This window comes from Acinetobacter sp. AS167 (assembly GCF_037152175.1).
Classification (GTDB): Bacteria; Pseudomonadota; Gammaproteobacteria; order Pseudomonadales; family Moraxellaceae; genus Acinetobacter.
This window is the reverse complement of record NZ_JBBCMP010000003.1, coordinates 26,595-37,831: the sequence shown is the minus strand read 5'-3', so window position 1 is coordinate 37,831 and position 11,237 is coordinate 26,595. Positions and strand designations below refer to the sequence as shown.

Sequence of the window (11,237 nt, the reverse complement as noted above, 5' to 3'; positions counted from 1 at the left end):
AAAATGCTGGCCTAGGTCAGCATTTTTATTGCAATTAAAAATTGAGAATATAATCAATGTGGAAAAAGATTCGAGTTGGTATTTTACTGATCATTCTGCTGATTGTTGCAGTGAATGCTTGGCGTGATATGAACCAAGATTGGAGCAAGCCCATCTTTGTTTTATTACATCCAATTAATGCAGATGGTCAACGCTCCACATCAGTCTATATTCAGCAAATTTCAACAGATGATCTTGAAGAAATTAAACATTATTTAAGTTTGCAGTCTCAAGTATTTCGTGGACAACCGATTTCGTTCCATTTTCAACTTGGACGTGAATTAGATACTTTGCCACCTAAGTTTCCAGAATCAGGCCGTATATTGGATACAGTTCTGTGGAGCTTAAAATTTAGATTTTATGCATGGAAACAGCATCAAGGAGAAGATGGCTCACCATCGGTGACCCTGTATTTAAATTATTATGATCCGAAGTTGCTGAAAGTATTGAAGCACTCCACTGCATTGGAACGAGGACGTATTGGCTCGGTGAATCTATTTGCATCGCGAAAGCAAAGTTCGAGTAATAAGGTTGTTCTTGTACATGAGTTGTTACATACCTTTGGCGCCAAAGATAAATATGATTTTAAAACAGGGCAGCCACTCTATCCAACAGGCTATGCAAATCCTGAGCAACAACCACGCTACCCGCAACCACGTGCAGAAATCATGGGTGGATATATTCCGCTTTCAGAAAGTAAAAGCAAAACACCTGAAGAACTAGCAGATACTATGATCAGTCGACTCACTGCACAAGAAATGGGATGGGTGAAGTAGCATATAGACCTGTGCAATTTATCGCTAAGATTCTGCTCAAATAAAGCTTTATTTTCGTATAGATGCAGATTTTATACAGACAAACAACTGAATTAGATCAACAATAAAATCAATGAATAACAACCAAGAGAAGAATATGCGTACTGTAGGAAATGATTTAGTTCGTCATCAACTCCATGAAAACCGTAAATGGTATCTTCTGCTTGGAGCTTTATTGGTGATTTTTGGATTAGTGCTATTGGCTTCACTGAGTATGGCAACATTGACAGTTGTTGCATTGTTTGGTGCTTTAATGATGATCGGTGGGGCTTTACACCTGATTGCAGCATTTAAAATTTTTGATGGCGGTTTCCGTTGGCTTTGGGCGTTGTTTGGTGTGTTGTATATCGCAGCGGGTTATTATGCCTTTAAATCTCCGATTACCACTGCAGTGGTATTAACCAATTTACTGGCAATTGCTTTATTGATTGGCGGTTTTATTCGTATTTTTAATGCTTTTATGTTGAAACCAATGTCTGGATGGGGTTGGACATTATTTTCAGGGCTTTTAACATTGGCAACAGGCGCAATTATTTTGGCATCACCTGATTCTCCTTTTTGGGTACTCGGATTATTTTTAGGTGTGGATATTTTATTCCAAGGAGTGAACTATCTTACCTTCGCAGCAGCAATTAAACACATCCCTCCAGCGAGTCATTAAGGTTTCACTTGATATTTGAAATCGTATACGCTTTTAATAAAATGCCTGATGAATGACATCAGGCATTTTGCATTTTGGCGTAAATATTTATGCAACTAGAGCAGTATTCTGTTAAATCTTATCTTAATTAACACGCTTGAAAAGCGAAGTGTTGCCTAGATAAATTGATTAAAGTGCTAAAACGCAGCTTACTTTGCAACTTTATACTGGCTAGAAATGGCGATACGGTTCCATGTATTGATCACAATCGCAATCCATTCAATCGCTGTAATTTCATCACTAGATAAATGCTGTGCAGCTTGCTCATAAGCGTTATCTGGAAAATGTTGATTGGCAATTAAAGTAATCTCTTCAATTAAAATTAAGGCCGCACGTTCTTTTTCAGTAAAGTATTCACTCTCACGCCAAGCACTAATCAAGGCAATACGATCGGTTGACTCGCCCGCTTTAATTGCATCTTGGGTATGCATACGAACACAGAAAGCACATTGGTTAATTTGCGAGGCTCTTAATTTGAGCAAATGAGAGAATCCAACATCAAGCCCAGCTTGCTGAACTTTTTGCATAGATAAATTTTCAAGCTCGATGACCGTTTTATATAGTTCTGGGGCGGTCTTCCCAAGGTTTACACGTTGCATAGTTGTCATTTCTTTAGTCTTAATTATGAATTTATTAGTTTATCTATACTCGAAAAATCGTTATGTTAATTTTTGAATCTCATCAAAATGCATTTGCTCATGTCTAAAGTTTTTGTTCTTGCGCCTGACTCATTTAAAGAAAGTATGACAGCCGAACAAGCTTGTTTTGCAATGCAACGTGGCATTGAAAAAGTCATTGCTGATGCACAGTTTATTCATGTACCTATGGCAGATGGTGGTGAGGGAACAGTCGATGCTTTGGTCGCTGCACGAAGTGGTCGTAAAGTATATATTGAGGTCACTGGTCCATTGGTTCAGCAACGAATATCCACCTATTGGGGATTAATTGATGGCGGTCAAACGGCTGTTATAGAAATGGCGATGGCAAATGGTATTCATTTGATTGAAAAATCCCAACGTAATCCTTTGGTGACATCAACTCTGGGTACAGGGGAAATGATTAAAGCCGCTTTAGATTTGGGTGTTGATAAAATCATTATTGGTCTAGGTGGGAGCGTCACCAATGATGCTGGTGCTGGGATGGCACAGGCTTTAGGGGCAAAATTTTTAGATGAAAACAACCATCCTGTAGATGTGGGTGGTGGGCAGCTTCAACAGATCAAAAGCATTGATCTTTCACAACTCGATGTGCGTTTAAAAGCGACTGAGATTATTATTGCCAGTGATGTAAACAATCCATTATGTGGTCCAAATGGTGCTTCTTTTATTTTTGCACCACAGAAAGGAGCAACTGCTGAGATGGTTGGGATCTTAGATCAAAATCTTGATCATTTTGCTATGTTGGTGAAACAACAATTGCATGTGGATGTGGCAAATATTCAGGGTGCTGGTGCTGCAGGCGGTTTGGGTTTCGGACTTATGGCTTTTACAGGAGCAAAAATACGCTCTGGTATAGAAATCGTGATTAAAGAAACCCAACTTGAGGAAAAAATTGCCCAAGCAGATTATGTGTTTACTGGTGAGGGCGGGATTGATTTTCAAACTAAGTTTGGCAAAACACCTTTTGGGGTAGCACAAGTTGCTAAGCAGTTGAATAAACCTGTGATTGCTTTTGCAGGGCATATCGGTGAAGGCGCCGAGGAGCTTTATGCAGAAGGCTTTAGCGCAATTTTTGGTATTGTTGATGGTGCATGTGATTTAGCCACGGCATTAAAGCACGGTGAGCAAAATTTAGAACGCTGTAGTGAAAATGTGACACGGTTGTTAAGGTTATAAGCTGTTTTTATTGTTGAAGCCTTTCTTTAATCTCTCCAAAAGATAGGGGAATTTTATTGTCTTGAGTTTTTCTTCATTTTTATGTCCTGATTTAAGCGTCAATTCACGACTTGATTCTTGGGTTAAAATGCATAATTTCACTATAGCTCTGCTAAACTAGCAGCCATCCATAAAATGATGAGTGAAAATGAGTTTAGCCAACCTGATTAATGAATTAAACCCTCAACAAAAACAAGCTGCTACGACTGAAAAAAAACATAGTCTAGTTCTTGCTGGGGCAGGTTGTGGCAAAACCAAAACCATTGTGGCACGAGCTGCATATCTCATTGATCAGGGCATTCCTGCCAATCAAATCCAAATTCTGACATTTACCCGCCGTTCTGCCAGCGAGATTGTGGCGCGAGTAGAACTTGCTTTAGGTGATCAGGCCAAAGGGTTACGAGCATCTACATTTCATACCTTCTGCATGTATTTACTCAGACGCGTGCCAAAAGCTTTTGGATTAGATCAATTTTCGATTATAGATCGTGATGATCAATTGATGCTGTTTCGTTTGATTCGTGGAAAAGACGATAAAAAGAATCCCAACGCTTTACCCAAACCACAACAGCTTTGTGATTTATATTCCTTTGCGCGTAATACCCGACAAAAACTAAGTTTGGCTTTAGAAAAGCAATTGCCTGAGTTTTTAGATGATAAAGACCAAATTGCTGAAATCATGAAAGAGTACGAAACCCGAAAGCGGGCACGTAGTTTTCTAGATTACGACGATATTCTCGCCGTGGTTGCTTCTGCTTTGGCTCAGTCGGATGGCTTAGCAGATTATGTCGCGGGCTTATGTCAGTACATGCTAGTTGATGAAATGCAGGATACCAATCCTTTGCAATGGGCGATTCTTGAACCATTAAAAGACAAAACATCATTGTTCTGTGTGGGGGATGATGCACAGTCAATTTATGGTTTTCGTGGTGCGGATTTTGAAAATATCCACCATTTTAAAGAACGTGTACCAGATGCAGAGATTTTTAAATTAGAAAAAAATTATCGCTCTACTCAAGAAATTTTAGATTTTTCAAACTGGTTGCTTGATCAAAGCGATATTCATTACGATAAAAAACTTGAAGCTTATCGTGGTGAAGGCATTAAACCGCGAATGCATGTTTTTCCAAACGAGTTTGATGAAGCAAAATGGATCGCGATCGACATCAAAGAGCGACATTTATTAGAAGGTTCAGCTTGGCATGACCACATGGTGTTGGTGCGCTCAGCCTTTGCGGCAAGACATATTGAGGCTGCTTTTATCCAAGCCAATGTTCCTTACCGATTTATTGGTGGGATGAAGTTACTTGAAACAGCGCATGTTAAAGACTTACTGAGCTTATTGCGTGTTATTGCCAATCCATTGGATGATATTGCATGGATGCGGTTTTTAACCTTGTGGAATGGCGTGGGCGATGTCGGTGCGAGTAAGCTGGCGCAACAACTGTTACTTGATGCAGATATTGAGAAAATCACAGAAAAATTAGAAAAGTTTGGACGCATTCCTGACAATACATTGCTGATTATGAAGCAAATGAGTGTATTGAAAACTGAAGTTGAAGCCTGTGTAAAACTCGGTGTAGAGGCTATTCTCAATCAACTTGAAGAAAATTATGCCAAAAAAGATTGGCATAAACGGGTGGGTGATTTTGATTTGGTTAAGCAATTGGCATCTAAACATACCCAACTGAGCGAGTTCTTAGAAGAATATGTGCTTGATCCTGTTTCAATCAGTGAAATTGAACGTCAGTCGCAAGATGATGTGGTGACTTTAATTACGATCCATTCTGCGAAAGGTACAGAACAAAAGGTTTGCTATGTGGCAAATGTCTCTGCGGGGCAATATCCTAATGCACGTGCTCAAGGAAATTTCGATGAAGTTGAGGAAGAGCGTCGTGTGCTTTATGTGGCTTTAACACGCGCCCAAAATGAACTTATTTTAACCAAACAAAATTTAAGTTTTTGGGCCCATACGCAAACGGATGAACAAGGTCGTAAGATTGAAAGTTATTTTCTCAATGACTTAACTCGAAATTTATGTACTACAGAAACCCACTACAGACAGCGAGAGCAAACTGTAAAAAGTGCCTTAATCGAACGTCGGGCGATTAATTTAGATTTTGGTATAGATCTAGATTAAACTATAGCAATCGTTTTTCATTCAAAAAGTAGGTAGGCGAGTGCTTTTTGATGTTTTTTGCCTCGTTTATATTTTAAGGTTGTGAGATGAAAATTTTAGTTCGTAATTTAGAACGTACTGTAACTGAAGCTGAATTGTTAGAGTTATTTAAGCAATATGGTACAGTAGATACTTGTACTTTAGTGCTTGATACGGCAACAGGAAAATCGAAAGGTTTTGCTTTTGTTGAAATGCCACATGGTAGAGAAGCAGTCAAAGCGATTAAAGCTTTGAATACTTTGCGCTTACATGGTCATGGAATTCGTGTAAAAGCAGCGGAAGATAAGCCAGAAGCATAATTGGCAGATATTCTAAGGAGCATTTATTGCTCCTTTTTTTATTTTAGTATTTAAATGATCTCGCCAAATCATGATAAAAATAAAAACTTAAACTGATATTTTTGTAAAAACGAGCGCTATCTATTTTATTGACATACAACATGGATAAAATTCATTGTGATTTTTGTTCAATAAAGATTAAGCTAAGACTGTAAAGAATGCCAAAATCTTAGGGAACTTCCATGTCACGTGTAGCTCGCTTTCATGCAGACCGTACCAATCAAAAACTTTACTTTGCTCGTCTTGCATGTATGCAAGGAGAACAAACTGAAAATGTTCAACAAGCTCAAGCACATCGTGAAGCAGCAGTATTTCATTTACATGGTGCGGTTTTAGCCTTTCTGCAAGAGTTGGTACGTTATTACCGTTTAAATGATTTTTCCCCAACCTTAAAGTCAATCGAAGAAAATATGGCGGCTAAAGGACAAGTATCACCAGAAGTTTTAGTGATGCAAAAATTAGCCAAAGAAGGATTTATTGCCGAACTCAAAAGAGCATATCGACTTTGTCAGTATGCACCTGAGCCAAGTGCACCAGAACCAGAAGATGAAACATCATCAAACTTAATTATCAAAGTGACTCAAACACCACAAGCTTGGTTGCCTGATACAAAGATTCTAAGAGAGTGGCACCGAGATTTATCGCAGCTTATTGATGGTTTTCGTAATGAAATGGTTGAATTCTGATCTTTTTGATCAGATATACTTGAAATTTTGTTTTAAATGACTATATAAAATATCTACAAGATGCAAAGTGCATTCAGCACCTTGCCCCATGTTGAGCATGGAGGATTTATGTCTATCGAACAGTTAAAAGAGTTATTTGGAAATCAGGAAGCTATTTTGGAGTTGGTACAGCTCGAAGGTGGGGAGCTGGCACTGCGTAATGCAGGTTCTGAAAAAGAGCCATTGGTCACTATTCAATTTAATGAAGAAGTGAAAGCACTACTGGGTGATCAAACGCCAGCGATTGCGCAACAGATGATTCAAGCTGCATTATTTGCGTTACTTGAAAAACAGGCAGATGAATGGCACGCTGAAGTTGTAGATGAACAACCAAAATTTATGAGCTAGTGATTTCATTTATTCTAGAATAAATACAATAAACGCACTTTCGAGTGCGTTTTTCTTTGTATGTCAATAGCATGATATTCATAGAGGATATCAAAAGAAGATATCAAATTATAAAAGCTATATCTTTGTCCAATAGTGGCATTCATGCCACTATTGGAGGTAAACACCACGAATAAGCAAACTTTCACAAATAAATGTTCAGTTGCTTTAAGTGAGTTTTGACGATAGCCCTATTTCAATGTGTGGGTTCATGATGATGAGCAATTTGGATTTGGTTTAAAATATGATTACTCATGTTTTTCGCCATTTCTTCTTTTGCATAATACACTTCACCAACATTGTCTTTACGGATCACTTCAGCTTCTTCTTTATTTTCAGCACAGACTAACACTTGAATTTCTGGATTAAGTAGCTTGGCCGTATCGACAATTTTATGAATATCTACAATATCCATCGGTGAAATCACCAATAGTCGTGCATGTTGGATATGGGCTTGAATCAATACACTGGGTTCAGTTGCTCGACCAGAAACCGCAGCAATGCCTTTTTCACGCAAATTCTCTACAATCTCGCGGTTCTCTTCAGCGATAACCACTTTGATGCCATCATCCATCAATGTTTTGGTTATACGACGTCCGACTTCACCATGACCAACAATCACCACTTGATCGCGTAAATACGCTTGATCGACTTCATCTGGAAGCATCGCCAATGGGTCACCACTACGTTCAAGTAAGCGTGCTAAATGCGAACGCTCACGGATCCAGTTTTGTACTGGTTCAATCGCAGAAAATAGGAATGAATTGAGCGTGATGGAAAATAAAGCACCCGCTAAGATTAAGTTTTGTGCTTCAGGACTAAGCAATCCCAGCGATAAGCCTAAAGTTGCGAGAATAAAGGAAAACTCACCAATTTGTGCCAGACTGGCACCCACTGTTAATGCTGTGTTGATGGGATAACGGAAAAATAATACCAATGCCATTGCAGCTAACGTCTTACCAATCATAATAATGGCGATGACCGCTAAAATATGCAGAGGCTGTTCCACAAGGATACGCGGATCAAATAACATTCCGACAGAAACGAAAAATAGGATCGAAAAAATTTCTCGTAAAGGTAAGGTTTCCTCTTCTGCACGATGGCTAAAATCTGATTCCTTAACCACCATCCCGGCAAAGAATGCTCCAAGTGCCATAGAAACACCGAAGATTGCGTATGAGCCATATGCGATGGATACTGCTGCTGCGACCACAGTTAATGTAAAAAGCTCTCTAGAGCCTAAACGTGCCACATATTGCATAATCATTGGGACAAGTCGTTTCCCAATAATCAGCATAAATGCAATAAAACCTGTCACTTTTAATAGGGTAATACCGAGTGTTAACCAAATATTTTGATCAGATTCATGCCCTGCAATGGTGTGTCCGCCTAAAAGTACTGCTGTTGCAGGCAGTAGAACGAGGACTAAAACCATGACCAGATCTTCGACCAACAACCAACCAACGGCAATTTTACCATTTACAGAGTTAAGTAGTCCTTTGTCGCCTAATGCTTTGAGTAAAACCACAGTACTTGCACAAGATAAACTTAAGCCAAAGACCAGCGCAGAGCCAAAGCTCCAACCCCAAAAAATGGAAACAGCCATACCGAGTAATGTGGCAACTGCAATTTGTAAAATCGCACCAGGAAGGGCAATTTTTCGGACTTGCATTAAATCATTCAGTGAAAAATGCATCCCAACACCGAACATTAAGAACATGACACCTAATTCAGCAAGCTGATTGGCCAGCGCGATATCTGCAACAACACCTGGGGTATTGGGGCTGATGATAATTCCCGCAATTAAATAACCAATCAAAGGTGGTAGGCGTAATCGTGCAGCGATATAGCCAAAAATCAGTGCTATACCAAAACCAACTGCAAGTAAAATAATCAGATCTACATCATGAGGCACTAAATACTCCTTAAATCTTCAGGAGAAATCATTCAAAAAATCATTTCTTAAGGTAATGACTTTGTATAAAGCCATATAAAATGCACAATCAGTGCCAAATTCGTTAAAGAGTTTAACAAGTCGAAGAAAAAAAAGGCAAAAAAAACGATCCAAATGGATCGTATTTTTTAAGAAAACTAAAATTATTTAATTTTAGCTTCTTTGAAGATTACGTGTTGACGGATTTTTGGATCAAATTTTTTGATTTCCATTTTTTCCGGCATAGTACGTTTGTTCTTAGTAGTGGTATAGAAATAACCTGTACCAGCAGTAGAAACTAAGCGAATTTTATCACGCATGGTTCAGACTCCTTAGATCTTTTGACCTTGAGCACGAAGGTCAGCAACAACCTTTTCAATGCCCAATTTGTCGATAATACGCATACCTTTAGTGGTTAAACGAAGACGTACGAAACGTTTTTCGCTTTCTAACCAGAAACGGTGGTGATGCAGGTTCGGCTCGAACCGGCGTTTAGTTTTGTTGTTGGCGTGTGAGACGTTGTTACCAACGACTGGACGCTTGCCGGTAACTTGGCAAACCTTAGACATGGTGTAACTCCATTGATTTAGCCAACAGCAAATCTGTATGGCCAGTCAAAATAAAACGGATTGAATTCATTCAAGGGGCGTTTTATACCAAAATTCCGCTTAAAAGACAAGCGGAATTCGTCAAAACGCAACATGATCCAATTTGATAGATCATGCCTTGATCAGTTAACGTAAGAAAGTTTTCTCTAAAATCTTATTTAGGGCTTTGTCATAAGGCGCTAATATGAATTTTAAGCTAAATAGCTTAGGAATAGACATTACCGAACGCTCATGTGATAAACCAAAGAAACCTTCTGGGCCATGATATTTGCCCATACCAGATGCGCCAACGCCACCAAATGGTAAATCGTCTTGTGCAACATGGGTAACTACGGAATTTTGACCGAAATGCCCAGAATGGGTACGTTGGGAAACGTATTCTGCGCGGGCATTGTCAAAGTCGAAGTAGTATAAAGCAAGTGGACGCGGTCTGCCATTAATAAAGTCAATCACATCGTCAATTTGATCATATTCCATAATAGGAAGAACTGGGCCAAAGATTTCATTCTTCATAATGTCCATTGTTGGTAGGACGCTTGTTAAGAATGTGGGCGCAATTTTACGTACACTTGCTAATTCTTCATTTTGAGGATTGATTTCAATCAGCTCAGCACCTTGCTGTCGTGCATCCTCTAAATAACCTTGAACGCGGTTATACTGCTTATCGTTGATAATACTAGTATAATCTTGATTGTCACGAATCGTTGGATACATTGTTGTTGCAACTTGTTTAAAGCTTTCAATAAACTCGGCAGTTTTTCCTCTAGGTAGGAACATATAGTCTGGTGCTACACAGGTTTGACCAGAGTTCCATAATTTACCAAAAGCAATACGTTCAGCGACCAGATTGAGATCGCTTGAAGGATGTACGATTACAGGTGATTTACCACCAAGCTCAAGAATAACAGGCACTAGATTTTCGGCAGCAGCAGACATGACGGTTTTACCGACATTGGTAGAGCCAGTAAAAATGATTTTATCGAATGCTAAATGTGAAAATGCATCTGAAATTTGACCACCACCATTCACCACGGCAACCAATTCTTGTGGAAAAGCTTCTGAGAGTGCATTTTCAAGTACGAAGCCAAAATTAGAAGATGAACTTGAAATTTTGAGTATTGCGTGATTTCCTGCAGCCAATGCACAAATCAGTGGACCAACAGAAAGTAACAATGGATAGTTCCATGGTGCAATAATTCCAATCACACCTAAAGGCTGATATTGCACCCAAGCTTTGGCTGGTTGGTGTAAGATAGACACATGGCGCTTAGATGGTTTCATCCATGCTGTTAAATGCTTGCTATAATATTTAATTTGTTCTAAACATGTGAGTAGTTCACCAATTTTAGTTTCGCTGATCGAACGATTCCCATAGTCTTGATTGATTGCTTCTGCAAATTGATCTTGGTATTTTACGAGAACTTTCTTTAAGCGAGCTAAACGTTCAATACGTTCCTTTGCTGTAGGAACAGGATAGCGTTGATAAGCGACTTTCTGTTGTTCAAGAATGTCATGCATACGTTGAACTTCAGGTGAGTAAGAAGTCATTGAATTTGTTTTTGTATGACTGTTCATGACAAACACCATTTACGAATAGGTTAATATAATATAATTTTTAGAGTAAATACTCTAAATAGTC

Annotated in this window: 12 protein-coding genes; 7 read left to right on the top strand and 5 right to left on the bottom strand. The window is 38.9% G+C overall.

The features are described from left to right. Nucleotides 1-56: 56 nt before the first annotated feature. Together WFN33_RS06555 and WFN33_RS06550 are read left to right on the top strand one after the other, a co-directional pair. Entirely contained in the window at nt 57-815 is a 759-nt protein-coding gene (locus WFN33_RS06555) for a hypothetical protein (protein ID WP_336952169.1), read from the top strand. Between the two features lie 136 nt (nt 816-951). Next, complete coding sequence (locus tag WFN33_RS06550) at nt 952-1,515, top strand: HdeD family acid-resistance protein (protein WP_336952580.1); 564 nt, start codon at nt 952-954, stop codon at nt 1,513-1,515. 188 nt (nt 1,516-1,703) lie between these two features. On the opposite strand, the gene WFN33_RS06545 is transcribed toward WFN33_RS06550, so the two are convergent. Further along, nucleotides 1,704-2,153, bottom strand: coding sequence for a carboxymuconolactone decarboxylase family protein (locus WFN33_RS06545; RefSeq protein WP_336952579.1), 450 nt, complete (start codon nt 2,151-2,153; stop codon nt 1,704-1,706). A gap of 99 nt (nt 2,154-2,252) precedes the next feature. Here WFN33_RS06545 and WFN33_RS06540 point away from each other — a divergent pair, with 99 nt between their 5' ends. The 5 genes from WFN33_RS06540 (at nt 2,253) to WFN33_RS06520 (ending at nt 7,018) form a co-directional block, all read left to right on the top strand. Then, complete coding sequence (locus tag WFN33_RS06540) at nt 2,253-3,389, top strand: glycerate kinase family protein (protein ID WP_336952168.1); 1,137 nt, start codon at nt 2,253-2,255, stop codon at nt 3,387-3,389. A 187-nt stretch (nt 3,390-3,576) separates the two neighbouring features. After that, the gene (locus WFN33_RS06535) at nt 3,577-5,568 is read left to right on the top strand and encodes an ATP-dependent helicase (protein ID WP_419358906.1); all 1,992 of its coding nucleotides are present in this window, start codon (nt 3,577-3,579) and stop codon (nt 5,566-5,568) included. A gap of 86 nt (nt 5,569-5,654) precedes the next feature. Then, nucleotides 5,655-5,906, top strand: a complete 252-nt coding sequence (locus WFN33_RS06530; RefSeq protein WP_336952167.1) for an RNA recognition motif domain-containing protein — start codon at nt 5,655-5,657, stop codon at nt 5,904-5,906. Between the two features lie 221 nt (nt 5,907-6,127). Further along, a complete protein-coding gene (locus WFN33_RS06525; RefSeq protein ID WP_004718012.1) occupies nt 6,128-6,631 on the top strand; it encodes a DUF6586 family protein in 504 nt (167 codons plus the stop codon). 108 nt (nt 6,632-6,739) lie between these two features. Then, complete coding sequence (locus WFN33_RS06520) at nt 6,740-7,018, top strand: hypothetical protein (protein ID WP_336952165.1); 279 nt, start codon at nt 6,740-6,742, stop codon at nt 7,016-7,018. A 235-nt stretch (nt 7,019-7,253) separates the two neighbouring features. On the opposite strand, the gene WFN33_RS06515 is transcribed toward WFN33_RS06520, so the two are convergent. From WFN33_RS06515 to WFN33_RS06500, 4 genes are all read right to left on the bottom strand, one after another. Further along, complete coding sequence (locus WFN33_RS06515; RefSeq protein ID WP_336952164.1) at nt 7,254-8,972, bottom strand: cation:proton antiporter; 1,719 nt, start codon at nt 8,970-8,972, stop codon at nt 7,254-7,256. 182 nt (nt 8,973-9,154) lie between these two features. After that, nucleotides 9,155-9,310, bottom strand: coding sequence for a 50S ribosomal protein L33 (gene rpmG, locus WFN33_RS06510; protein WP_003654787.1), 156 nt, complete (start codon nt 9,308-9,310; stop codon nt 9,155-9,157). Between the two features lie 12 nt (nt 9,311-9,322). After that, nucleotides 9,323-9,559 (bottom strand): 50S ribosomal protein L28, encoded by a 237-nt coding sequence (gene rpmB, locus WFN33_RS06505; RefSeq protein ID WP_000048256.1) that lies wholly within the window; start codon nt 9,557-9,559, stop codon nt 9,323-9,325. A 165-nt stretch (nt 9,560-9,724) separates the two neighbouring features. Then, nucleotides 9,725-11,173 carry a coniferyl aldehyde dehydrogenase gene (locus WFN33_RS06500; RefSeq protein ID WP_336952162.1) on the bottom strand — a complete coding sequence of 483 codons (1,449 nt, stop codon included), beginning with the start codon at nt 11,171-11,173 and terminating at the stop codon, nt 9,725-9,727. Nucleotides 11,174-11,237: the final 64 nt, after the last annotated feature.

Excerpts from the sequence above, each read along its gene's own strand:
- WFN33_RS06555 (WP_336952169.1), top strand. The coding sequence starts at position 57 with ATGTGGAAAAAGATTCGAGTTGGTATTTTACTGATCATTCTGCTGATT.
- WFN33_RS06520 (WP_336952165.1), top strand. The coding sequence starts at position 6,740 with ATGTCTATCGAACAGTTAAAAGAGTTATTTGGAAATCAGGAAGCTATT.
- WFN33_RS06545 (WP_336952579.1), bottom strand. The coding sequence starts at position 2,153 with ATGCAACGTGTAAACCTTGGGAAGACCGCCCCAGAACTATATAAAACG.
- rpmB (WP_000048256.1), bottom strand. The coding sequence starts at position 9,559 with ATGTCTAAGGTTTGCCAAGTTACCGGCAAGCGTCCAGTCGTTGGTAAC.
- WFN33_RS06540 (WP_336952168.1), top strand. The coding sequence starts at position 2,253 with ATGTCTAAAGTTTTTGTTCTTGCGCCTGACTCATTTAAAGAAAGTATG.
- rpmG (WP_003654787.1), bottom strand. The coding sequence starts at position 9,310 with ATGCGTGATAAAATTCGCTTAGTTTCTACTGCTGGTACAGGTTATTTC.
- WFN33_RS06535 (WP_419358906.1), top strand. The coding sequence starts at position 3,577 with ATGAGTTTAGCCAACCTGATTAATGAATTAAACCCTCAACAAAAACAA.
- WFN33_RS06525 (WP_004718012.1), top strand. The coding sequence starts at position 6,128 with ATGTCACGTGTAGCTCGCTTTCATGCAGACCGTACCAATCAAAAACTT.
- WFN33_RS06550 (WP_336952580.1), top strand. The coding sequence starts at position 952 with ATGCGTACTGTAGGAAATGATTTAGTTCGTCATCAACTCCATGAAAAC.
- WFN33_RS06530 (WP_336952167.1), top strand. The coding sequence starts at position 5,655 with ATGAAAATTTTAGTTCGTAATTTAGAACGTACTGTAACTGAAGCTGAA.
- WFN33_RS06500 (WP_336952162.1), bottom strand. The coding sequence starts at position 11,173 with ATGAACAGTCATACAAAAACAAATTCAATGACTTCTTACTCACCTGAA.